The sequence below is a fragment of the Tumebacillus amylolyticus genome, assembly GCF_016722965.1.
In the GTDB taxonomy this organism is placed as follows: Bacteria; Bacillota; Bacilli; order Tumebacillales; family Tumebacillaceae; genus Tumebacillus; species Tumebacillus amylolyticus.
Genome location: NZ_JAEQNB010000005.1, coordinates 198,083 through 219,458 on the forward strand (window position 1 = coordinate 198,083; position 21,376 = coordinate 219,458).

Annotated in this window: 24 protein-coding genes and 5 tRNA genes; 10 read left to right on the plus strand and 19 right to left on the minus strand. The window is 55.0% G+C overall.

All coding sequences use genetic code 11. The features are described from left to right. Nucleotides 1–14: 14 nt before the first annotated feature. The 4 genes from JJB07_RS16310 to JJB07_RS16325 all read right to left on the minus strand — a co-directional run bounded on the left by JJB07_RS16310 (nucleotide 15) and on the right by JJB07_RS16325 (nucleotide 1,838). Entirely contained in the window at nucleotides 15–185 is a 171-nt protein-coding gene (locus tag JJB07_RS16310) for a hypothetical protein (RefSeq protein ID WP_162835164.1), read from the minus strand. 129 nt (nucleotides 186–314) lie between these two features. Then, complete coding sequence (locus JJB07_RS16315) at nucleotides 315–779, minus strand: cysteine hydrolase family protein (RefSeq protein ID WP_201636905.1); 465 nt, start codon at nucleotides 777–779, stop codon at nucleotides 315–317. A 93-nt stretch (nucleotides 780–872) separates the two neighbouring features. Continuing rightward, complete coding sequence (locus JJB07_RS16320; protein ID WP_201636907.1) at nucleotides 873–1,133, minus strand: hypothetical protein; 261 nt, start codon at nucleotides 1,131–1,133, stop codon at nucleotides 873–875. 63 nt (nucleotides 1,134–1,196) lie between these two features. Further along, nucleotides 1,197–1,838 (minus strand): LON peptidase substrate-binding domain-containing protein, encoded by a 642-nt coding sequence (locus JJB07_RS16325; RefSeq protein WP_201636909.1) that lies wholly within the window; start codon nucleotides 1,836–1,838, stop codon nucleotides 1,197–1,199. A gap of 79 nt (nucleotides 1,839–1,917) precedes the next feature. On the opposite strand from JJB07_RS16325, the gene JJB07_RS16330 reads away from it, so the two are divergent. Then, on the plus strand, nucleotides 1,918–2,184 hold the full coding sequence (locus JJB07_RS16330; protein WP_201636911.1) for a DUF3055 domain-containing protein: 267 nt from the start codon (nucleotides 1,918–1,920) through the stop codon (nucleotides 2,182–2,184). A 49-nt stretch (nucleotides 2,185–2,233) separates the two neighbouring features. On the opposite strand, the gene JJB07_RS16335 is transcribed toward JJB07_RS16330, so the two are convergent. Continuing rightward, nucleotides 2,234–2,686 carry a DUF1292 domain-containing protein gene (locus tag JJB07_RS16335; RefSeq protein WP_201636913.1) on the minus strand — a complete coding sequence of 151 codons (453 nt, stop codon included), beginning with the start codon at nucleotides 2,684–2,686 and terminating at the stop codon, nucleotides 2,234–2,236. A 321-nt stretch (nucleotides 2,687–3,007) separates the two neighbouring features. On the opposite strand from JJB07_RS16335, the gene JJB07_RS16340 reads away from it, so the two are divergent. The 5 genes from JJB07_RS16340 to JJB07_RS16360 all read left to right on the plus strand — a co-directional run bounded on the left by JJB07_RS16340 (nucleotide 3,008) and on the right by JJB07_RS16360 (nucleotide 5,742). Further along, nucleotides 3,008–3,283 (plus strand): hypothetical protein, encoded by a 276-nt coding sequence (locus JJB07_RS16340; RefSeq protein WP_201636915.1) that lies wholly within the window; start codon nucleotides 3,008–3,010, stop codon nucleotides 3,281–3,283. A gap of 73 nt (nucleotides 3,284–3,356) precedes the next feature. Next, complete coding sequence (locus JJB07_RS16345; protein ID WP_201636917.1) at nucleotides 3,357–3,554, plus strand: hypothetical protein; 198 nt, start codon at nucleotides 3,357–3,359, stop codon at nucleotides 3,552–3,554. A 75-nt stretch (nucleotides 3,555–3,629) separates the two neighbouring features. Beyond that, nucleotides 3,630–3,989 carry a YlbF/YmcA family competence regulator gene (locus JJB07_RS16350; protein ID WP_201636919.1) on the plus strand — a complete coding sequence of 120 codons (360 nt, stop codon included), beginning with the start codon at nucleotides 3,630–3,632 and terminating at the stop codon, nucleotides 3,987–3,989. A 116-nt stretch (nucleotides 3,990–4,105) separates the two neighbouring features. Beyond that, nucleotides 4,106–4,402, plus strand: a complete 297-nt coding sequence (locus JJB07_RS16355) for a DUF1292 domain-containing protein (RefSeq protein WP_201636921.1) — start codon at nucleotides 4,106–4,108, stop codon at nucleotides 4,400–4,402. Between the two features lie 71 nt (nucleotides 4,403–4,473). Next, nucleotides 4,474–5,742, plus strand: coding sequence for a BaiN/RdsA family NAD(P)/FAD-dependent oxidoreductase (locus tag JJB07_RS16360; protein ID WP_201636923.1), 1,269 nt, complete (start codon nucleotides 4,474–4,476; stop codon nucleotides 5,740–5,742). Between the two features lie 63 nt (nucleotides 5,743–5,805). Here the strand turns inward: JJB07_RS16360 and JJB07_RS16365 are convergent, their stop codons facing one another. From JJB07_RS16365 to JJB07_RS16420, 12 genes are all read right to left on the minus strand, one after another. Next, nucleotides 5,806–7,713 (minus strand): ABC transporter substrate-binding protein, encoded by a 1,908-nt coding sequence (locus JJB07_RS16365; protein WP_201636925.1) that lies wholly within the window; start codon nucleotides 7,711–7,713, stop codon nucleotides 5,806–5,808. A 119-nt stretch (nucleotides 7,714–7,832) separates the two neighbouring features. Next, nucleotides 7,833–7,923, minus strand: a tRNA-Ser gene (locus tag JJB07_RS16370). A 20-nt stretch (nucleotides 7,924–7,943) separates the two neighbouring features. Next, nucleotides 7,944–8,019 (minus strand) — tRNA-Thr (locus JJB07_RS16375). 3 nt (nucleotides 8,020–8,022) lie between these two features. Then, a tRNA-Tyr gene (locus JJB07_RS16380) sits at nucleotides 8,023–8,106 on the minus strand. Between the two features lie 20 nt (nucleotides 8,107–8,126). Continuing rightward, nucleotides 8,127–8,203: transfer RNA gene (locus tag JJB07_RS16385), tRNA-Met, on the minus strand. Nucleotides 8,204–8,364: 161 nt separating this feature from the next. Beyond that, on the minus strand, nucleotides 8,365–9,099 hold the full coding sequence (locus tag JJB07_RS16390; protein ID WP_236588143.1) for a type 1 glutamine amidotransferase: 735 nt from the start codon (nucleotides 9,097–9,099) through the stop codon (nucleotides 8,365–8,367). After that, complete coding sequence (locus JJB07_RS16395; protein ID WP_201636927.1) at nucleotides 9,068–10,456, minus strand: MurT ligase domain-containing protein; 1,389 nt, start codon at nucleotides 10,454–10,456, stop codon at nucleotides 9,068–9,070. The genes JJB07_RS16390 and JJB07_RS16395 overlap by 32 nt, the downstream gene beginning before the upstream one ends. A gap of 86 nt (nucleotides 10,457–10,542) precedes the next feature. Beyond that, a complete protein-coding gene (locus tag JJB07_RS16400) occupies nucleotides 10,543–10,947 on the minus strand; it encodes a hypothetical protein (protein ID WP_201636929.1) in 405 nt (134 codons plus the stop codon). Nucleotides 10,948–11,047: 100 nt separating this feature from the next. Then, complete coding sequence (locus JJB07_RS16405) at nucleotides 11,048–12,616, minus strand: LCP family protein (protein ID WP_201636931.1); 1,569 nt, start codon at nucleotides 12,614–12,616, stop codon at nucleotides 11,048–11,050. Between the two features lie 143 nt (nucleotides 12,617–12,759). Beyond that, nucleotides 12,760–13,215 (minus strand): L,D-transpeptidase, encoded by a 456-nt coding sequence (locus JJB07_RS16410; RefSeq protein ID WP_201636933.1) that lies wholly within the window; start codon nucleotides 13,213–13,215, stop codon nucleotides 12,760–12,762. A gap of 118 nt (nucleotides 13,216–13,333) precedes the next feature. Continuing rightward, nucleotides 13,334–13,410, minus strand: a tRNA-Arg gene (locus JJB07_RS16415). A 53-nt stretch (nucleotides 13,411–13,463) separates the two neighbouring features. Then, on the minus strand, nucleotides 13,464–14,237 hold the full coding sequence (locus tag JJB07_RS16420) for an alpha/beta hydrolase (RefSeq protein ID WP_201636935.1): 774 nt from the start codon (nucleotides 14,235–14,237) through the stop codon (nucleotides 13,464–13,466). Nucleotides 14,238–14,358: 121 nt separating this feature from the next. Here JJB07_RS16420 and JJB07_RS16425 point away from each other — a divergent pair, with 121 nt between their 5' ends. After that, the gene (locus tag JJB07_RS16425) at nucleotides 14,359–16,533 is read left to right on the plus strand and encodes an S-layer homology domain-containing protein (protein WP_201636937.1); all 2,175 of its coding nucleotides are present in this window, start codon (nucleotides 14,359–14,361) and stop codon (nucleotides 16,531–16,533) included. A 193-nt stretch (nucleotides 16,534–16,726) separates the two neighbouring features. After that, nucleotides 16,727–17,419, plus strand: a complete 693-nt coding sequence (locus tag JJB07_RS16430; protein ID WP_201636939.1) for a M50 family metallopeptidase — start codon at nucleotides 16,727–16,729, stop codon at nucleotides 17,417–17,419. A gap of 64 nt (nucleotides 17,420–17,483) precedes the next feature. On the opposite strand, the gene JJB07_RS16435 is transcribed toward JJB07_RS16430, so the two are convergent. Then, nucleotides 17,484–17,978 (minus strand): CcdC family protein, encoded by a 495-nt coding sequence (locus JJB07_RS16435; RefSeq protein ID WP_201636941.1) that lies wholly within the window; start codon nucleotides 17,976–17,978, stop codon nucleotides 17,484–17,486. 150 nt (nucleotides 17,979–18,128) lie between these two features. On the opposite strand from JJB07_RS16435, the gene JJB07_RS16440 reads away from it, so the two are divergent. Beyond that, on the plus strand, nucleotides 18,129–19,829 hold the full coding sequence (locus JJB07_RS16440; protein ID WP_201636943.1) for a methyl-accepting chemotaxis protein: 1,701 nt from the start codon (nucleotides 18,129–18,131) through the stop codon (nucleotides 19,827–19,829). Between the two features lie 66 nt (nucleotides 19,830–19,895). After that, nucleotides 19,896–20,717: a stalk domain-containing protein gene (locus JJB07_RS16445; protein ID WP_201636945.1), complete on the plus strand. Its 822-nt coding sequence runs from the start codon at nucleotides 19,896–19,898 to the stop codon at nucleotides 20,715–20,717. 40 nt (nucleotides 20,718–20,757) lie between these two features. Here the strand turns inward: JJB07_RS16445 and JJB07_RS16450 are convergent, their stop codons facing one another. Further along, on the minus strand, nucleotides 20,758–21,324 hold the full coding sequence (locus JJB07_RS16450) for a DUF502 domain-containing protein (RefSeq protein WP_201636947.1): 567 nt from the start codon (nucleotides 21,322–21,324) through the stop codon (nucleotides 20,758–20,760). Between the last annotated feature and the right edge of the window lie 52 nt (nucleotides 21,325–21,376).

Here is a 21,376-nt window from a genome sequence, read left to right on the forward strand (position 1 = left end):
GTCCAGAACGATTGCTATTTAAAACGAACCCCAAACTTCCCCCGGTTGGTGCGATAGAGTTCGACTTCCTGCGGCGGCGTCTTGCCGTAGATCCGCTTGTCGCCCTCCACCCACATCACAGCGCAATACGCTTCGAACTTGCTGTCATACAAACCGGCCCAATAGACCCACGACGGTGTTGACAAGTATCTTCACCTCACCCTTCTCCAAAGAGTCTTGGGTGTATTGTCTCCGAGCTCCCTCTCGCCTACTCCTAACAGAAAAAACCTGGCTCACCACGAGGGTTGGCCAGGTTTCTTTTTCGCACAAAAAAATTACATCCAAACGCGGCCGCCGCCGACGTTCAGCACGTTCTCGTCCCCGAGGACGAAACGCATGATCGTGGTCGACTCCCAGTTACGCGTGGAGTAGGAAGCAAGCAAACCTTCGAGCATCTGCACTTTGTAGCCTGCGTCGAGCAGGTTGTACATCGTCGCGATGACCGCCATGTCGGAGTCGATGCCGCCGAGGTGGACGAGCTCGATGTTGTTCTCCTGCAAGAGTTGTTTCACTTCATCGGTCAGAGCGGAATAGCCGCGCTTCTCGATGACTTTCGCTCCGTCGCTCTTGAGGAGCAGGGTGTTCTCGTTTTCGTTCTCCACGTGTTTCCAGTGGGTCAAGATCACGAGATCGTATTCCTTCGCATGGTTGTCCAGATACTTCTGGCAGAGCGGATATATGTAATCCATGTTGCCAAGGAAGTCAGACTGTATATCGGTAATGATCAGGGCTTTTTTCATGTCGGATCGCACCTTTCCAACGTATAAGTTCACTGTTTATCCTAACAGAGTCGCAACGTGTTGTAAATTGCTCAACGAAATGGAACTTTGACGTTATTTTGTCTGTTCCAGAAGTTTCAAAAGTTCGCCGCGCACCATACCGGCCATCGTCAGACGGCCCAGCGCTTGTCCGTGGTGCCCGGTGATCTCCACGACACCTTCCACTTCTTCGAGCGCTTCGCCAAACCCGCGCTCCGTCAACTCGGCGCGCATGTCTTCGATCTGCTTGTGGTTTTTGTTCATGCCCGCTTTGGCTTGGGCGATGTATTCGTCCAGCGTCTCAATCAATTTCTCAAGCTTCGCGTGATCTGCCATATGGAAAAAGTCCCTCCTACTAGTAGCGTTTCCCGGATTGTCCCGCACTATTATAGCACAATGCTACTTCTCACGCCCGTCCTTCATGGCGTCGCGCAGCTTGTCCACTTCTTCGATCAACACGTCCTGAAGCACTTCCATGCGTTCGCGGGTGCTTCTTTTTTGCAAAATCGCTTGTTTAAGTTCCGGTTGTACATGGAGCACGGACGGAATCAACCACGACAGCACATTCGGATCGTCGGGCAGGTCCAGCTCCCCGAGGTCGCGGTTCATCACACACTCCAAGAGCTTCCAATACCGCTCAAAGTTGTGTCGAACTTCTTCGGACAGTTCGCGATAACTTTGTCCGGTCATCGGCTCGTCCTCATAGACTTCGACGATCGCCGTCAGCACATCCTCGTCATAATTGCTCTCCAAGATCTTGAAGCGCTGGTGGCCCTGCGTCGTGATAAACAGACGGCCGTCCTGGAATTCCACGACGTTTGTAATCTCCGCCACCGTGCCGACGTCATAGTTGCGCGGGGCGCTGTGGCCGTCGATGAGAGCCAATCCGCCGGTGACTTGCACGATGCCAAACGGCACACGATGTTCCACGCACATCCGAATCATCGTGCGGTACCGCGGTTCAAAAATGTGCAGCGGGAGCACACAGTACGGGTAGAGCACCGTCTGCAACGGAAACAGTTGCAAGGAGAATCTCGACACCGTATCTCCCTCCTCTCTTTGCCTTGCCTTTCCTCTCATTGTATCATGGTGTAAGATGATGTGTGGAGGATGATACCTAATGTTGATTAACATGTACGATGAACACGAAACTACCCAGACCCGCTACGTGGGGTTTGTTGGCGATCATCGCTGGGACCTGGCGATCACGAAGACCAACCATTTTTACGGCAAATCGCTCGTCGCGAACATCCAAAGCGGCCGCGTCGGCATCGTAGGCAATGACGATCTCGAAGACGACAAGCTTCACCTGCTCGCCAACATGTTCGCGCTCGAAGACGAAGACCAAACGGTCGAGCTGCGCAACTTCCTGCTGACGAATCTGTAGGCAGAAAAAAAGCATGTCAACTCCTCCGGGAGTCTGACATGCTTTTTTGCTACCCTTGCAGATGCTTGGCGTAGTGCTCCATGACGTGCTCGACGACCATCTGGTACTCCTCTTGGTCGGTGACGTTCTCCAAATCGTACGCCCCCGTCCCCGTCGCGTTGGCGCGGAAGAACACCAACTCGCCGTTGTCCGGATTCTCGCGGTCATAGTACAGGCCGTACGTCTGACGGATGATCGTGAAAAACGCGCCCAGCGCGTACTTGCCTTCACGACCCTCCTCTTGCACCTGCACGAAGAAGATCGATCCTGTCAGTTCCATCAGCTGTTCGGTGAACAACTCACCCGGATACTCCAATATGTAGGTGCCGTCCGTTTCTTGGTCGGCGATCAGATACAGTTCCTTTTTGTTGTCGCGTTCAAAGTCGATCAAGAGCAGATGAACATGCTCGTTGAAAAACGCGTACTCCTTGCCTTTTCCAAAGCGAAACTTGTGGTTGGACAAAATTTCCAGCCCCTCTCTATACAGAAGCAGCAGGACGAATCGCCCTGCTGCGTTCTGTCACTATGGGATTGATTATTCCCAGGATTCGTGGTGCTTGGCAACCGCCTTTTCCGTGTTTTCCTTGGTAATAGAAGCACACATGAACAGGAGGCCGAACATACCAGCAATAGTCGCGAGCATTCCGATCATAGAGAATCCACGCCCCCTTCCTACATACTAGTTCCCACTTAGCATAAAATTCATGAGCCCTTCACGTCAAGTGAATATCTTATGAACAAGCTTGCAGACACTAAGGGAGAGTTTAACAGAGGAGGAATCCCGATGCAACCTCACGTCCATCTGCACAACTACCAACAAAAAGCCGGCGAAGTCGAGCAGGCCGCCCGCTCCCTGATCAACTCCGCCCTCTACTATCTCGACGACCCGTCGCTCCCCGATTCGATCGGCAACGCCCGCCGTTGCTTGGAGACGGCGAAGTCTGTTCTGATAGGGTTGTACCACCCGACAACCACCGCCGAGACCGCCGCCGTGGAATCGTGGGGCTTCTCCAACAACGTCGACCCGACGCCCCAAGACTATCCGTATTACCCGATTTAAGAAATTCGAACGACTGGTCGAATTCCGAATTCCGCGCTATAATGGAGGCACATAGACGGAAGGGGGAAGTTCGATGTCGAAACAAAACCGCTATTTCTTCTACACGATCGTCTTCGCACTTGTCGTCGCCAGCGTCATCACGAAGTCGTACCTCCTGTTCGGATGCTCGATTGTAGCAGGCATCGCGATCGGGTTCATCACGGAACTCTTCGATAACAAACGCGACGAGAAGTTCAAGCACTACAACGCGAAGCACCAATACAAGCACTAATTCTGAATCCACACCTCGACGGTGTGGATTTTGTGTTATACTGAATTGGAGAATTTTGCAGAGGAGGGTCTGTAGATGACCACACTCGATCGTAACGAGATCTGGGCACAGGCGTTTGAACTGGGGCAATTGATCCTGGAATCGCCTGAAGTCCTCACTTATAAAGCAGCGGAGAGCGCCATGCAAAGCAACGCGGAGATCGCTTCCAAGACCACGAAGTTCCGTGAGATGCAATGGCAGTACGACAAACTCGCCGAGCACGGCACCGGCCCGCACTTGAACGGTCTGCGCCAAGACATCGAAGCGTTGGCGAAGGACCTCGATTCCTACCCGGAAGTACAAGCCTACAAAGTCGCGATGACGCAGGTGGACGAGCTGTTGAAGTCGGTGACCGACCTGATCGCTTCCACGATTACGGAGAAAGCGGCGGAGTAATTTCCGCCGTTTTTTTGTTCCCCTTCCGTGAATTTCCTGCATTTGACGCGCGGAATCGTGCCATGCTATGATTGACAAAGATTTCAACCAGAACTAGGAAGCGAGGGATCATTCCCATGTCCGAGAACAACAACGACGTACATATCCACGACGAGAACTGTGATCACGATCACGAGGAAGTCGTAACGCTCACCGATGCTGAAGGCGTCGAGCGTGAATTCATCATCGTAGAAGAGATGAACGTAGAGAACGACCGCTATGCCATCCTCGTGCCGGCTGACGGCGAAGACGAAGACGGCGTGATCATGAAGATCGGCCAAGATGAGAACGGCGAGTACCTCGTCGACATCGAAGACGACGAAGAATGGAAAAAAGTCGTCGCTGCTTACGAAAAGCTCACCGACGAAGCGTAAGGATTGCAAACAAACGGCCACGGGTTCGCACGCGAACTCCGTGGCTTTTTTGAAGCCTGGAGGAACTGACCATGCGATATGACGTCATTGTGATCGGCGGCGGTCCGTCGGGGCTGATGGCGGCGATCTCGGCGGGGATGCGCGGTGCCAAGGTGTTGCTCGTGGAGAAGGGCGACAAGTTAGGCCGCAAACTGCTCATCTCCGGCGGCGGGCGGTGCAACGTCACGAACGCCAAAGAGATCGACGAGTTGATCAAGCACATCCCCGGCAACGGTCGCTTCATGTACGGCCCGTTCTCGATCTTCAACAACCGCGACATCATCGATTTCTTCGAAGGTCTCGGCATCCGCTTGAAGGAGGAAGACCGCGGCCGCATGTTCCCTGTCACCGACAAAGCCAAGTCTGTGCTCGACGCCCTCCTGCGCAAGATCGAACAGCACGACATCGAATTGCGCACCCAGACCCCGGTCGCTCATGTCCGCTATGAAAACGGGCAAGTCGCCGGCGTGAAACTGAAATCAGGTCAAGTCATCGACGCACAGGCTGTGATCATCGCGGTCGGAGGCAAGTCTGTGCCCAAGACCGGCTCCACCGGAGACGGCTATGCGTGGGCGCAAGAGGCGGGTCATACGATCACCGAACTCTACCCGACCGAAGTGCCGATTACGTCCAAGGAACCTTTTATTCGCGACCGCTCGTTGCAAGGGCTGTCGCTTCGCAACATCGTGCTCTCCGTTTGGAATGCCAAGGGCAAGAAACTCGTCGAGCACGAAGGCGATATGATCTTCACCCACATCGGTCTCTCCGGCCCCGCCGTGCTCCGTTGTTCCCAATTCGTGGTCAAGGAATTGAAAAAAAGCGGAGGCCCGGATGTCCAGATGCAACTCGATATGTTCCCCGACAAATCACGGGACGAAGTGCAACAGGACATCTGGAAACTTGCCGAAGCAGAGCCCAAGAAAGCGTTCAAGAACGTGATCAAAGGCTACGTGCCGGAGCGGATGATACCTTTGCTCTTGGAGCGCTCCGAGTTGCGCGAGGACGTGACGTTCACCAACCTGCCCAAGAAAAACGTCCAAGCCCTCGCGGAGTTGCTGAAGTCCTTCCCGATCCGTGCGACAGGCACGCTCTCGTTGGAGGAAGCGTTCATCACCGGCGGCGGTGTTCATCTCAAGGAAGTCACACCGTCCACGATGGAATCCAAGCTTATGCCCGGCCTCTACTTCGCAGGCGAAGTGCTCGACCTGCACGGGTACACCGGCGGTTTTAACATCACCGTTGCTTTCTCCACAGGCTATGTGGCAGGCAAGAGCGCGGCCGAGAGCCTCGTGAGCGTGTAGCGAAGCGTTTTTTTGGAAAAAGAAGACCCGCCCTCCGGGGAGTGCGGGTCTTTTTTTCGCGAGTTAGTTCTTGCCTTCGATGTAGGCGTCCTTGAGGTCGTATTGCGCGTAGATCGGAGAGAATTGCACACCTTTGACATAGGGTTTGGAGACGACGAGACGGTTCTTGAAATAGACCGGGCCGATCACCATGTCGTCAAGGAGGAGTTTCTCCGCTTGTATCATCAACTCCGTGCGTTTGGTGAAATCCACTTCCTTGTGAATTTGCGTCATCAACTCGTCGTACTTCTGGTTTCTGTAGTTCACGTTGTTGAAGTCCCCGCTCGACACCCACAGGTCGAGGAACGTCGTCGGGTCGTCGTAATCGGCTTGCCAAGCCCCGAGGGCGATGTCGTAGTTTTTGGCGTATTGCGCTTGCAGGACCAATTTGTACGGCTGGTAGTCGACTTCGACGTCGAGACCCAAGTTGTCATGCCAAGCTTGTTTGAGTAACTCGCCGCTTTTTCTCGATGCGTCCGTGTCGCTGAGCAGCATTTTGAATTTCGGCAGCCCGGAGAGCCCGAGTTCTTTGAGCCCTTCTTGGAGCAGGAGATTCGCCTGCTTGGCGTTCTCTGCTTGGTGGAGCTGGTCGCCCGCTTTCTGACGGAAGGAACCTGAGAAGCCATCGCTCACCCCGGTGGGTACGAATCCGTCGGCGCCTTGTGCCCCTGCGCCGAGCAGGGAGTCGGCGAATGCTTGGTTGTCCACGGCGTAGGTCAGGGCACGGCGGACTTTGGGGCTTTGGAGAGCTTCGACGTTCTCGTTGTACTGCAGGTAGTAGGCCGCGGCTTGCGGCACGCTTTGCACGTCGCGTTGCGGGGCTTTGGAAGGAACTGCGGTGTAGGAATCGAGCCAGCCGCTTTCGTAGGCGCGTCCTGCCGCTTCGATGTCTTTTTCCACTTGGAAGTCGATTTGCTCCAAGCGGACTTGGTCGCGGTTCCAATACGCGTCGTTTTTGACCAGCAAAGCGCCATGGGCGTTGTCCAAGGATTGCAGTTTGTACGGGCCGTTGTTGAGAGTCGGGTTGGATTCCTTCACCGGGGCGAACATCGGCAGGGTGACCAATCGCATGAAATGGGATTGCGAAGCGGCAAGGGTAACTTCCAAAGTCAAATCGTCCTTGGCGTGGATGCCCACATCTTCGACGGCTCCTTTTCTTTCCGTGTACTTCTGTGCGTTTTCGATACCAAAGAACTGAAATGCCCATTGCGAGAGGGTCTCCGAATTCAACGCACGCTTCCACGCGTATTCGAAGTCATGCGCCGTCACCGCAGAACCGTCCGACCACTTGGCGTTGCCGCGCAGGTGGAACGTATAGTGCAGACCATCTGCGGACACATCCCAAGCCTTCGCCACACCCGGTTGGAGATTCCCGCTTCGATCGAGGCGAATCAGGCCTTCGGTGACTTGTTGGATCACAGTTTGGTCGTTGTTGCTGTAGGAAACCGCCGGGTCGAGGGAATTGATCTCCTCAGAGAGCCCGAGGTGAATCACTTTGTCCGCCATGTCTTTCGAATAGATGCGCACCGTTTCCGTGGCTTCGTCCCACTTTACGTCCGCCCCCAACGCTTCGCTGATGAAACGGATCGGCACCATCACGCGGTCGTTTGTTTGCTCCGCTGCTTGGTTCAACGTCACTTCTTGCCCGTTCACAGTTGCTTTTGTGGAGCCGACCTGCAAGACGACGGTCGTGGTTCCCTTCGTCCCCGTTACCTGCTTGGTCTCTTCATCCCATTGAATCGATGCCCCGAGCGCTTCAAAAATCGCACGCATCGGGACGAGCGTCCGTCCGTTTTTTTGGTAGGGGTCGGTGTCGTAGACTTGCGCCGTCCCGTTCAACGTGACGTGCGGAGCGGCAGACGCCAGCCCCGGAATTGTCAAGAGCGAGATCGCCCCAAACGCCGTCACCGTATGTTTCATCCAAGATTTCATGCCTCCACGACCTTTCGTTTCTCTTTTTCATATCTACCTAATTCTTGGAAGAAAGCCCAATTCCTGCTTTTGAGCACGCAAAAAAGGCAAGTCTCAGATTGAGACTTGCCTTTTCCATTTGGCGGAGGGGGAGGGATTCGAACCCTCGATACTGTTACCAGTATACTCCCTTAGCAGGGGAGCGCCTTCGGCCAGCTCGGCCACCACTCCAACATATCAAAAAGTAAAACTGGTGCCGCTTACCGGAATCGAACCGATGACCTATTCATTACGAGTGAATCGCTCTACCGACTGAGCTAAAGCGGCAATTGGTGGAGAGAGAAGGATTCGAACCTTCGAAGCTTACGCAACGGATTTACAGTCCGCCCCATTTGGCCACTTTGGTACCTCTCCATATTCGAAATATAAAATTGTGGTAGCGGCGGAGGGATTCGAACCCCCGACCCTCCGGGTATGAACCGAATGCTCTAGCCAGCTGAGCTACACCGCCACGTTGTTGTCATCTCGTTGTTGTTGTGTACCGCTGACGACAGAACTTATAATATCATCCCCTCCCCATGTTTGCAACCCCTTTTCCACGGAAAATATCACAAAAAAAGAACCAGCCTGTATCTCGCTGGTTCTTGCTTCTGTTTTTTCACGTTTTCGCGGTTATTTCGCTTCCACCAACCGCTTGTAGAGCTTTGCGTTCGTCCGGTGCTCAAGGTCATCGTTGAGGATGTCCAAGTGTACCGACAGATCGCGACGACGCAGAGCCAGTTCGATCATGTGGTCGGCGAGAATCGGGTTCTTCGCCAGCAACGGCCCGTGCAAATACGTGCCGAAAATATTGCCTTGACGCACGCCTTCGAACTTGTCTTCCCCACTGTTGCCGTAGCCCTTGATCACACGCATCATCGGCGTGGCGTTCGGACCGAGCATCGTCTTGCCCGAATGGTTCTCGTACCCGATGATGTTGTGCTTCACGCCCGCGATGTCCATTTCGCCTACAACATTGCCGACCATGCGCACTTTCGCGCCAACCGTTACAATGTCGAGAATGCCTAGACCCGGAATCCGCTGGCCCGTCGAAGTCTCGAAATAGTGGCCGAGCAGTTGATAGCCGCCGCAAATCGCGACGATCACCGTGCCGGCGTCCACAGCCTCTTGGAGGTTCTCACGGCGTTGTTGGAGGTCTTCCGCCACAATGCCTTGCTCACGGTCCATGCCACCGCCCATGACGAGGATGTCATAATCGGCGAGACGCGGTTCGTGGCCGACGCTGATCTGGTCTACAGTCACTTGAAGCCCGCGCCAATGAGCGCGTTTTTCCAAAATGATCACGTTGCCTCGATCGCTGTAGAGGTCGAGGAGATCAGGATACAGATGCCCGATTTTGAGCTGCAACTTCGCTCCCCCCTTGGTCCAAGAGATGATCTCGCACGGCGTACAACGAGGTGTACGTCGAGAGGATGTAGAGCATATGACCCGGCGGCAATTGACGCACCGCCGTGTCTATACACGCGATGTCGCCGTCCACCAGTTCGGTGATGTCTCCGAGGTCGGCATACTTCAACCGGATGGCGAAGTCCTCGGCCCGCGTACCCGCACAGTAGATGCGGCGCAGATCGGCGAACTCCTGCAAACGCTCGATGTTGGTGTCCCAGATCCACGACACGTCTGTGCCGTCCGCATAGCGGTCGTTGAGGATGATCACCAATTCGACGGGGCGACGCTCATGCTCGACGACTTTGAGCACTTCGTTGAAGCCCGTCGGGTTTTTGACGAGGGTAAGCATCAACTCGCGACCGCTGCCCGAGATCAGGCGCTCCATGCGGCCCAGCTGTGTCTTCATATAGCTCATCTCGCGCACCAACACTTGATCTTGCACCCCGAACACGGTCGAAGCGGTGATGGCGGCAAGTGCGTTGTAGACGTTGTACACGGCCGGCGAGTTGATGAAGCCGGTCACTTTGCCGACTTGGAAGGCGATGCCCTCTTCGTGCAAGCGCACACGCTCTGCTGCAATCCCCGGCTCAGGACGAGCGAAGTCGCAGGACGGACATTTGTAAAAGCCCAGTTGGCCATAATGGTAGAGCGAGTAGTGCAAACTGTTGCCACACTTGCGGCAGAATTTGCCGTCGCGCACTTCCGAATGGCTCTGTGCGTCGAATTGGCTGGACTCGATGCCGAAGTAGACGACATTTTTGTCCGCCGGTGCAATCGAGGTGACCAGCGGGTCGTCCGCATTGAGCAGGACGGTCGTATCGGCTGGCGTCTTCTTCAACGCGCTGCCGACCATCTCCACGACGGTGTCGAGTTCCCCGTAGCGGTCCATCTGGTCGCGGAAAAAGTTGGTGACCACGACCGCTTTCGGTCGCAGCGGCACGATGACTTTGCCGATGGTTGCTTCGTCCACTTCGAGCACGGCCGCTTGGCTGTGTGCACGACGGGGTACGACGCCCTCAATCAGCGTCGTCGCGATGCCTGCGATGAGGTTGGCACCGAGAGAATTGGAAATCACTTCACGTCCGTCTTGGCGCAGGAAGTGGACGAGCAAGTTGCTCGTCGTGGTTTTGCCGTTCGTCCCCGTGACAAATACGATCCGCTCGCCGAGCATGTCTCCATAAGAAGCGAGCAAGTCGGGGCAGATGTTGAGGGCTACCTTGCCCGGCAAGGTGGTGCCTTTGCGTCCGGTGAGTGTCAGTATGCGTTTGATCGTTCTCGCAGCCAAGACGGCTGCGCGAAACCGCCAACTAGACAATCGCGATTCCTCCTAGCTGTCTTATCTTCTGAAACCTTTCCACCCATGATACACCTAGTCTCCCGAAAATAAAAGAAGCGAAGGGACTAGGAAGTCGCCCCTCGCAAACTTTTTTTGTATTCACGTAAGATTCCCAAAAATTCATGAAACCACGGTCCCCCATACGCCACCAACACCCCGGCCACGCCAAAATCAATGAGATTGGCAAGCCAAGGTTGCAAACTCATCCACAAGGGTTCCAACTTCAGCAGAGAGAGCGGATGCACGTTGGCAAACGCCGCCAGCATCGCCCCGTTCACCCCGCAAAGCAAGTGGACGTTGCAGTGAATTTTGCCGACCTTGTGCTTTTTGAGTTCTTCTTCCAACTCCTCGAACTCTTTTTGGTGCTCGTTCATGAAAAGTTTGAAGCGGCGGCGCATCTGTGTGGTCATCGTTTCGGCGGATGCGGACAGTGCGGACATAACACCCAAAAACATGAGCAGATCATCCATGTCACAATTCCCCCTTATGTCGTAGGGTTATGTCGCCCCGCTTGCCCCATATGCCAATAAAAAAAGAGGAGTGAGCGGCAGGCTCCTCCTCTTTTTTTGCTTACGGCGTGGTGACAGGTGCAGGGGTTGTCCCGCCGCCGCCCGTACCCGGCGTAGTACCTCCAGTGCTGGGAGTCGTTCCACCCGTTCCAGGCGTGGTTCCTCCACCAGTGCCCGGCGTCGTGCCTCCCGTTCCCGGTGTGGTTCCCCCACCCGTTTCTCCGCCTGTCGTACCCCCGGTACCCGGCGTCGTGCCTCCACCTGTGCCGCCCGGTGTCGTGCCTCCCGTTCCCGGTGTCGTTCCACCGCCGGTTGATCCCCCTGTTCCCGGCGTTGTACCACCGCCCGTACCAGGAGTTGTGCCTCCGGTGCCCGGTGTCGTTCCACCTGTGCCGCCCGTCGAGCCCCCAGTTCCCGGCGTTGTACCACCGCCCGTACCGGTGCCCGGAGTCTTGCCTCCGGTTCCCGTATCAGGCGTTTTGCCCGTTCCGGTGTCCGGGGTCTTGGTTCCCGTATTCGGAGGTGGCGTCGGGTCCGGCGTATCCGGCTCGACATTGGGGTTGTTCGGCACAACAGGAGTCGGATCGTAGTATTCCTTCGGTTGAGACGTTGTGTTTTGCTTCAACTTCGAATCGTCGAGGCCGAGGAATTCGTAGACTTTCTTCTGCGTTTCGTACACATCCGGCAAGATGACAGCCTGCCCGCCGCCTGCCCATCCGTCCTTGGACGTTTCGCGGGGCGGTACCTGCATCTGCTGGATGTCCGATTTGTCGACTTTCAGCATCAACTGACCGAGTTTCAACATGTCGGACGTGGTCATGTTGGTCTCGATGTACGGTTCAACCGCAGAAAGCACCGACGGCAGCTTCACAATCCCCGAAGTCGAGATCATTTGATCTGCGACCGCTTGCAGGAACTTGCGCTGACGCATCGTGCGGTTGTAGTCGCCCAACTCGTCGTAGCGGAAACGCACATACTGCAACGCATGGTTGCCGTCGAGATGCTGGTACCCTTTTTTCAAATGAATGTCGTAAATGCCGTCGTCGTTGTAATTCAGGTCTTTCTCGACATCGATGTCCACGCCGCCGAGAGCGTCGACGATTTTCATGAAGCCTTGGAAGTCGGTTTTCACGTAATAGTGCAACGGAATCTGCAGGAAGTCCCGCAGCGTTTTCAACTGCAAGTCCGGTCCGCCGATCGCGTTGGCGGCGTTGATCTTCTCAAAGTCATGACCCGGGATGTTGTACCACGTATCGCGCATGACCGACATGACCTTGGCTTTCTTGGTCTGCGGGTCAACCGAGATCACGAGAATCGAGTCTGCGCGCGGATTGGGATCGTTGTTTCGGTTGTCCACCCCCATCAGAACGATGTTGACAGGCTCCGTCCCCGTCCACTGCTCCGCTTGCACAGGGGTTTGGTTTTTGTCCTTGGGCTCTTGGATCTTCGTCATGAAGTGCCCGATCGCATATGCGTAGAAGCCGACGATGACCAACAGAACGGCCAGTAGGGAGATCATGATCCACTTAAATTTCTTGGTCTTCCAGAACCGCAGCTTTTTCACGCCGGGTCCCGTGGGGCCTACCGGGGGTTTCTTGACCCGGTTGTGGCGGTCCTTACGGCTATCCATTCTATCATCTCTTTCCTCGTAGGCTGATTCACAAGTTTCATAGAAAAACTGTAGCGATTATAACACAATTTTGATGTTGAACGTGTTACAAATCTGGAACAATTACCCCCGAGAAAAAAAGTGCTCCGCCACATCCGGAGCACTCAGTCCACAATCTCCACGACCGTCCCGACGTGAACATGCTCATACAGCCATGTGACGTCCTCATTTTTCATCCGCACACAACCGCTTGAAGCGTGCTTGCCGATGGAATCCGGTTGGTTGGTGCCGTGGATGCCGTAGATCGACCCGTCCGTTCCCGGAACTTCCAACCCGATCCAGCGAACGCCAAGCGGATTCTCCGGAGTACCGCCCGGGATGTTTTTTTTGAGATACCAAGGATTTTTCACCAACATCACCACAGGAAACACGCCATTGGGCGTATCTTCATTCGTCCGACCCGTCGCAACGGAGAAAGTCTTCACTTTGACATTGTGCGTGTAGTACGTCAAGGAATTTTCCGACTTGTCGACCACGAGATACGTGTCACTCAATGTAGGGAACGACGCGAGAGTTGCCAGCGTCAAGAGCCCCGCCAAGAAACCGCTTTTCAGTCGCATGAGTGGGATCACCTCTTGCGCAAAGCGTTCCACACCGCCGCTTTTTCTATCCCCGGTCATCTGTTACAAAAAAGAGCCGCCTCTCCGGAGAGAGACAGCTCTTCATACTAAACTCATATGGCGTGCCCTGAGAGATTCGAACTCCCGGCCTTTTGATTCGTAGTCAAACGCTCTATCCGGCTGAGCTAAGGGCACAAGCAACGAGAATTAGTATAACAATCAGGTAAGAAAAAAGCAAGCCCTCAACTTCAGGCTTGCTTGATTTTCTTCACCCGAGCCACGACCGTGTCGAGTACTTCGCGCTCCCACTCGTGCTTGTTGTAGGTGTGGTCCGCGCCTTCGATAGGATGAAGTTCGGCACGATCTCCGTAGCACGTCTCGATGTACCGCTGGGAAACGGTGAACGGGACGGTTGAATCTCGTGTGCCGTGGACGAGCAGAACTTCGCCCGTGTAGTTCTTGGCGCGATCATAGACGTTCATGACGCGGACGTCTTCGCCAAACGCGCGGCCGATCAAATTGCCGCCGTAATCGAGAACTTTGAGCTCCGGATTGGCGAGGTGCATGTCAACGACCGGCTTGACGATGTCGTACATGTTGCCCGCCGGGCAGAGCAGAACCAAGTCGCGCAGGTCTTGCGGACGGTCCCCTGCGACGACGGAAGCCACGAGCCCGCCCATGCTCATGCCAAGCAGGACGATCCGCGTCGGGTCGATGCGCAGGTCTTGGCGAACCGAGTCCAGAATCGCATGCGCTTCAGCAATTTCGCCGCTGACGGTCATGTCTTCGAAATGGCCGTCGCTTTCTCCACTGCCGAGAAAATCGTACCGAAACGCCGCCACTCCCGCTTCTTCGAGTTCGCGGGAAAGCTTCCAGAACAAACGGTGTTGCTCCAATTTGTTGCTGGTGAAGCCGTGGAACAAGATCACAGCGGGAAGTTTCTCACCCGGTGCGTGTGGGGGGACATGTTCCATCCCGCGCAATGTCATGCCGTTGAACGACAAATGAATGGCTTCTTGCATGGGTGAACGACCTCCTGTTTCCAGATCAAACCTCAGTCCCCTCATTATAACATCTCGCGCAGAGGATTTCTGTCTAGTCTTGTCGAAGTGGGTCAAAAAGGATTTGGAGGAATTGCTACCCATGAACAGACCTACTTTTCTCGCTCTCGTAACTGCATCGGTTCTGCTTGGCAGCACCGTCGTCCCGCTGGCTGTGCCCGTACCGGCCTACGCCGCCGCCACCCAGCTGACTCCCCCGACCAACGTCCAACTGAACCCGGACGGCACTGTGCTTTGGATGCCGGTGAACAATAACAACGGCTATACCATCTATTTGTACGATGCGTCGAACAATACCTTGCTCAAAACTCTGACGTCCACCCTCAACTCGAGCTCGTATTCGCTGACCTCTCTGCTCTCGTTGCGCACGACTTATTATGTAAAAATCGTCACGCGCGGCAACGGAGTGACCACGTCAGACTCGACAGCGTCTTCTCCGTCGAACCAGTTGAGCATCTCGACCCAAGTCACACTTTCTCCGCCCAATCCGCCCACATTGTTGCCAAACGGCGTGGTGCAGTGGAGCAATGTCTTGAACAACGGCTACCAATTGAATGTCTATCACTACCCGAGCAATACGCTGGTCGGCTCCCGTGTTTTGCCCAAAGACACCACGGCGTTTGATGTGACCTCGCTGATTCCGGGGACCGCCCAATATTACGTGAAAGTGATGTCGCTTGGCGATGGTAGCCAGATGATGAACTCCACCGAATCGGGTTCGTCCGTACCGTTGACGCTCTCTATGGTTCAACTGTCCACACCGGCAACACCCTCGCTGTCTGATGACCGAGTGGCGTCTTGGTCGCACGTCCCGAACAACAACGGCTACCGCATCACCGTCTACAACGCAGACAACGATCAAATCGTCGGTTTCGCACAAGCACCCAAAGATTCGCAAACCTTTGATTTGAGCAAAGTGATTCTCTCGGACGGCACGTACTACATTCGAGTTTCTGCCCTTGGCAACGGCTCGAACACTTCACCCGACTCTGCACCTTCGACGAGACAGATTTACTACCTGGCGGGCGACGTTTATTTCGTCAAACCGGAGAAACTGTTCTCGACCGTTTCGACCATGGGCAATGTCCCCACGACGACGTACGACATGACCGGCTCAGATATCGTAAACGACCTCAGCCGCAAGCCGACTGCGTACAATTTGTTGGTGAAGCTCCAATCCAACCAAGGCTTGCTTCATTTGAACCTGCCGGGCACCGTGGTCGACAAAGTCGCATCCCGTGCCATTGCACTCTCGACCCTGCGCTTGCAGACACCCCTTGGCAACGTCAACTTGCCGCTGTCTGAAGTCGTAAACTTGGCGAAGAAATCCAATCTGAGCTTGACGGAGCTGACAGCGCAAGTCGAAATCGGCCAGTCAACCCTCTCGAATGCCGGCGGGCTGAATATGACCCCGGTTACATTCAACGTGCGTCTCTTGGACAAGTCGAACCAAGAAGTTGCAAAACTGACCGATTCGACCGGCTACATCGGATTGACCGCTCCGTTCACCACCGATCCGTATGTGGATTTGCGTACGCTCGCAGGCGTTCGAGTGACAGATTCCAACACCTACTCTCCGATCCCGGCGACGTTTACGAGCAACATCGACAAATCAACCAGCGTCACCTTCCAATTCCGAGGTACCGGTACGTTTGGTGTGATGAAAAAAGAACTGCACTTCCCGGACGTCCTCGCCACGCACTATGCAAAAAACTCCATTGAAGCACTGGCGTCCAAGATGGTGATCAACGGTTTCGAAGACGGCACGTTCCGTCCAAACGAAACGGTCACCCGTGCCCAGTTTGCCACGATGCTCGTCAAAACGCTCGGCCTGCCGGACAAGACCCAAACGGGCGAGCCCCGCACGTTCACCGACGTTAACCAAGACAGTTGGTACAACAGCTACGTCGAGTCCGCCTACCGTTCCAATTTGATCAGCGGTGTCGGCGATAGTCGTTTCGCTCCGGAAGACAAAATCACAGCCCAAGATATGGCCGTCATGGTGGCCCGTGCGCTCAAGTTCGCCGACCCGAACGTCTCCTCGCTCAGCGACACCCAGCAGACCGCAGCGCTCAGCAAGATCGAACGCCGCTACGAATTGGCCTCCTACGCGTCTCCGGCCGTTGCGCTGTGTGTGAACAAAAACATCCTCTCGACGATGACCGTAAACTCGTTCTCGCCGACCGTCCCGGCTGACCGCGCCATGGCAGCCGATATGCTCTACCAACTGCTGAAGACGCTGAACTTCACCAATTAATTCATGAGTCGATTCCATTGCTGTGCGACCTGTCAACATTATCTCATTCGCAAAACTCCATCCGGAATCGTGACACACTGCGAGCGACTCGGGTACGAGACGAAGCCGACATACAAATTCAACTGCTGGAACCCCAAAGACCAAGTCCGTAAACTTATGGATAAACCGGAGAGACAGTAAAGCGAGGTCTTCTATGGAAACTCCCATGCAAAAACAACCCGCTTCTCGCAAAAATGGAGTCTGGAGCCTCGCGGGAATCTTGCTCGTCGCCTTCGTCCTGATGCGCTTGCCGATCCTCGGCACCTACCTGCTCATCGTGAACACGATGATTCACGAAAGCGGACATGCGCTGATGGCCTTGCTGTCCAACGGAAAAGTCGTGTCGATGTCCCTGTTTCTGAATACTGAGGGAGTCACTTGGATTGCCAGCGCCTCCCGCTTCGGTCAGATTCTGACCTCGCTCGCAGGCTACGTGTTCTCCTCCGTGGCGGCGTACCTGTTTTTCTGGCCCTTGAAACAGGGCCGTCATCACCTCGTCTGCTACATCCTGCTCGGCTTTATCGCGGGAGATTTGCTCCTGTGGGTGCGCAATCTCTACGGCATCATCTGGCTTCTGACGTTTGGAGCCCTGCTGATTGCGCTCTTGCGTGCCAAGAGCTCATGGTTCGTGCGGTACGGCATGCTGTTCATCTGCGGGATCGTGCTGGTCGATTCGATCTGGTCGGCTCTGCAAGTGCTGGAACTCTCGCTGATGTACCCCTATGCGGCAGGAGACGCCACCAATCTTTCCCACTACGCCATCCTCCCCACGTTCGTCTGGGGTCTGGTGTTCTTCCTCCAGTCGTTGTTCTTCGGCTGGCAGTCGGTGCGCATGTGGCTTCGTTGACCGTATGAAAAAGAGACCGTACCCGCCTCGAGGCGGGTACGGTCTTTTTTTCGCAACACGAGGATTAACTTCCTTGGTTCTCCCGCCAGATGCGGCGGAATTTCATGAAGGACGTGATGCGCCACAGCAAGAGGTAGACGAACGCCGTGAGGAAGAACAGACCGTTGAGCGTCATCGGATCAAGCCCCGTGATATACTCCTTCAGCGCCAGACGAATCAGGACGACGCCGAAGATCGCGAAGAGAAATGCCTTGCTTTGCTTGGCGTAGATCAGACCGTCATCCCGTTTTTCGTACTGGGTGGTCAAGATCATCGGAATCGACAAGATTCCCCCGAGTCCAACCGCCGCTAAAATCTCCCACCAACTCCCTTGGAACGGCTGTACCGGATTCGCAAAAATCATCACACCCGGCAGCAGCAGGATCGCCAGCGGCCAGATCATGCCATAACCCTTGCCTTTGATCGGACGTCGCATCGCAGCCGTCCGTCTCCACATCATCAATCCGAAAAATAGTACGAAGAAACCCAATCCGATTAAACTGGAACTAGAATTGCTCATTCTCCTACAACTCCCTTTTCTACGAGGTACTATACACTAGTACGAAGCATTGGCACAAAAGTTTCACAAAGGAATTCGTCATAATTCGTCGAATTAAATCACCTATCTGGAATTAAGTGAACGACATATTGGGTAAGGGGGTCCCTGTTAATGAGCTTTAAAATCCGTACAAAGATACTGCTCAGCTTCCTCGTCGTCTTCGCTTTGCTTGCCGCACTTGGTGCTACCGCGGTCCTGAGAATGACGCAAATGGGAACACAAGCGGCAGACATCGACTCCAGATGGCTGCCAAGCGTGATTCAGTTGACGGAAATCAACAATGGCATCGCCAAAGTAGATGCGGCGCTGGTACACGATATCTTGGAAAGCAACCCGTCCGAAATGGACAAGATCGAGAAAGACCTGAACGCAAACCTCGAACAGATCAAAACCTTGCGTGACCAATATGAAAAAATGGCCCACAGCGACGAAGAACTTGCCCAGTACACAGCCTTCTCAAAATATTGGGACCAATACCAAGGCCAGATCCCGTCGATCCTCGCCGTTGCCCGCACCCACAATCTTGCCAAAGGCAGTGAACTGCTCAAACAAGCGCAAGCAACGTACAGTCTTGCGGACAACGCCATGGATGCCACCAACGACTTTGGCATAACCGGGGCGAATAACGCGACCTCGACCTCCGTTTCGTTGCTCAACTCCGGACGCACGCTGATCCTCGCGATTACGCTCGTAGCGCTGGTCCTCATCTTGCTGCTCACGTGGCGTCTGACTGTGATCATCGCCACTCCGCTAAAAGCGCTCACCGAAACGGTGGAGCAGATTGCAGACGGCAACTTCACCGTTCAACCCTTGAAGATCAAGAACCGCGACGAACTTGGCCAACTGGTGCATGCGGTCAACTCGATGGTCTGTGAATTGCGTTCGACGCTCATTCAAGTGCGCGACACGTCGCTTTTGGTCGCCGCTTCCTCCGAACAACTGACAGCAAGCGCCGAACAGACGTCCAAAGCAACCGATCAGATTGCCGCGACGGTCCAACAAATTGCCGCTTCCTCCGACGAACAAGCACAAAGTGCCGAAGAAGGCACCCGCTTCGTCCACGAGATGACCTCCGGCATCCACCAGATTGCGCTCAACGCCAACGGCGTTTCCCACACTTCGTTCCTCGCTTCCGAGCGTGCGACCGACGGAGCTCTTGCCGTCAAGCAAGCGGTCTCGCAGATGAACGCCATCCATGACACCGTCACATCGATGGCCGATGTGGTCTCGTCGCTTGGCGAACGCTCGCAGGAAATCGGGCAGATTCTCCAAGTGATCACCGACATCTCAGCCCAGACGAATTTGCTGGCGCTCAACGCCGCGATTGAAGCGGCACGTGCAGGCGAACACGGTCGCGGATTTGCGGTCGTCGCGGACGAAGTTCGCAAATTGGCGGAGCAATCCACAACTTCCGCACAACAAATATCCGACCTGATTGCCACGATTCAAGACGAGACCCAACACGCGATTTCCTCCATGCTCGTAGGCAAGCAGGAAGTGGTCTCCGGTCTCGATGTGGTCAACGCGGCGGGTCATGCGTTCGTCCAAATCGAGGCTTCGATTCATGAAGTGACCCAGCAAGTCCAAGAAGTCTCCGCCTCCTCGCAACAAATTTCGGCGAGCACCAGCGAGATGGTACACTCCATCGACCAAATCGCCGCCCTGGCTGAAGCCAACTCCGTCGGAACACAGAACGTCTCCGCCGCGACCGAGGAGCAACTGGCCTCCATGGAAGAAATCACCTCGTCTTCCCATGAATTGGCCAAGATGGCAGAAGAATTGCAGCAATTGCTCGGCAAGTTCCGTGTCTAGACGTTTATTAAAAATCTCATTATACTTGAGGTATAAAGTCTGGTATTGACACGGGAGGTAAATTTATTGAAACGTCTTGGTTCTTTCGCCCTTGTTGCCACCCTGTTGCTCGCCCCGTTCCCCGTCGCTCCCCAAGCCGCACACGCTGTTGACGACGTGGCTCCTGCGATCTCTGTGAAGGTCGACGACCAAGAGCAAGTGTATGACCCGTCACCGGTGCTGCAAAACGGCCGAACGATGGTTCCCATGCGCGCCCTATTTGAAAAACTCGGTTCCACCGTCGAGTGGGACGATGCGACGCAAACCATCACGGCACAGAGCGATACCCGGAAGGGTCAGATCAAACTCAAACTGCAAGTCGGCAATCCGATCGCGTTCGTCAACGACACGCCGATCGAACTCGATCAAGCGCCGACGATGTTCGGGAATTACACGATGGTTCCCTTGCGTCTCGTCAGCGAGTCTCTGCGCGCCGCCGTGATTTGGGATGAGCAAGATCACAGCATCGAAGTGTATTCGCTCAACTACCAACTGTTCCTCTCCGCGATTCGCGGCAACGTTGATCTCGTGACCAAGGAACTTGAACTTGGAGCCGACCCGAACTATACCAAGTTGGACAACGGCGACACGCCGCTGATCGGTTCCGCCCTGCTGATGCGCTTGCATGTCGTCGAGCTTCTGCTGGCAAACGGAGCCAACATCAACGCACAAGACAACGACGGGTACAGCGCCTTGATCATGGCGGTCTCCAAACAGGACCTCGACATGACAAAGCTCTTGCTCGACCACGGGGCCGACCCGAGTTTGAAGTCCAAGGAAGGCACCGCCCTCGACCTCGCCCGTCAGTTCAAAAACCAACCCCTGATCGACCTTTTGCAATCCCAATGAGAAAAAGGCACCTGCCGTCCGTCGACGGTCAGGTGCCTTTTTAGTACTTCACGGAGACTCCGCCGGTGATGCAGAGGCGCAGCGCAGCTTCGACGGTCATGTCCACAGGCTCCAAGGATTCCGGAGGCAACAGCAAGAGATCACCGCCCAACTGTGTGGCAAACGGAATGTAGACGGCGACCAGTTGTTTTGGGAGTTGGACAGCTTCCAGATTATCAGCGGTTAACAGCCCGATACGCTTGCCGCCGCCTGCTTCTTGGACGAGCACAACTTGGGTGAACGGTTGTTTTTTGCCGATGACGGAGCGGGTGATTTCCTTGACGATGCGGTAAAACGAAGAAATCGCAGGCGCGCGCATCATCTTGCGTTCGAGAACGCCGATCCCGCGTCGGATGGGCGGCCATTGCCAGAGACAGCCGACCAGCACGACGAGCAAGAACATGGCTGCAAAACCCGCCCCTCGCCAGTTGGCGAACGGCGTGCGGGAGATCAAGTTCTTGCCGATGCTGTTTACGATGGCCGCGATATAGTAAGCGGCATAAATCGTCATGACCACAGGGGCGACGATCAGCACGCCATTTTGAATCAACTTCCACAACCCTTTCAACTTCTCCACCTCCAACCTAGAAAAAAAAGGCTCTGATGTCCCTTAGGGTACA

Bases quoted from the DNA above. Each gene is read 5' to 3' on its own strand.
- JJB07_RS16315 (WP_201636905.1), bottom strand. From the start codon at position 779: ATGAAAAAAGCCCTGATCATTACCGATATACAGTCTGACTTCCTTGGC.
- JJB07_RS16320 (WP_201636907.1), bottom strand. From the start codon at position 1,133: ATGGCAGATCACGCGAAGCTTGAGAAATTGATTGAGACGCTGGACGAA.
- JJB07_RS16330 (WP_201636911.1), top strand. From the start codon at position 1,918: ATGTTGATTAACATGTACGATGAACACGAAACTACCCAGACCCGCTAC.
- JJB07_RS16340 (WP_201636915.1), top strand. From the start codon at position 3,008: ATGCAACCTCACGTCCATCTGCACAACTACCAACAAAAAGCCGGCGAA.
- JJB07_RS16345 (WP_201636917.1), top strand. From the start codon at position 3,357: ATGTCGAAACAAAACCGCTATTTCTTCTACACGATCGTCTTCGCACTT.
- JJB07_RS16350 (WP_201636919.1), top strand. From the start codon at position 3,630: ATGACCACACTCGATCGTAACGAGATCTGGGCACAGGCGTTTGAACTG.
- JJB07_RS16355 (WP_201636921.1), top strand. From the start codon at position 4,106: ATGTCCGAGAACAACAACGACGTACATATCCACGACGAGAACTGTGAT.
- JJB07_RS16360 (WP_201636923.1), top strand. From the start codon at position 4,474: ATGCGATATGACGTCATTGTGATCGGCGGCGGTCCGTCGGGGCTGATG.
- JJB07_RS16365 (WP_201636925.1), bottom strand. From the start codon at position 7,713: ATGAAATCTTGGATGAAACATACGGTGACGGCGTTTGGGGCGATCTCG.
- JJB07_RS16400 (WP_201636929.1), bottom strand. From the start codon at position 10,947: ATGGATGATCTGCTCATGTTTTTGGGTGTTATGTCCGCACTGTCCGCA.
- JJB07_RS16405 (WP_201636931.1), bottom strand. From the start codon at position 12,616: ATGGATAGCCGTAAGGACCGCCACAACCGGGTCAAGAAACCCCCGGTA.
- JJB07_RS16410 (WP_201636933.1), bottom strand. From the start codon at position 13,215: ATGCGACTGAAAAGCGGTTTCTTGGCGGGGCTCTTGACGCTGGCAACT.
- JJB07_RS16420 (WP_201636935.1), bottom strand. From the start codon at position 14,237: ATGCAAGAAGCCATTCATTTGTCGTTCAACGGCATGACATTGCGCGGG.
- JJB07_RS16425 (WP_201636937.1), top strand. From the start codon at position 14,359: ATGAACAGACCTACTTTTCTCGCTCTCGTAACTGCATCGGTTCTGCTT.
- JJB07_RS16430 (WP_201636939.1), top strand. From the start codon at position 16,727: ATGGAAACTCCCATGCAAAAACAACCCGCTTCTCGCAAAAATGGAGTC.
- JJB07_RS16435 (WP_201636941.1), bottom strand. From the start codon at position 17,978: ATGAGCAATTCTAGTTCCAGTTTAATCGGATTGGGTTTCTTCGTACTA.
- JJB07_RS16440 (WP_201636943.1), top strand. From the start codon at position 18,129: ATGAGCTTTAAAATCCGTACAAAGATACTGCTCAGCTTCCTCGTCGTC.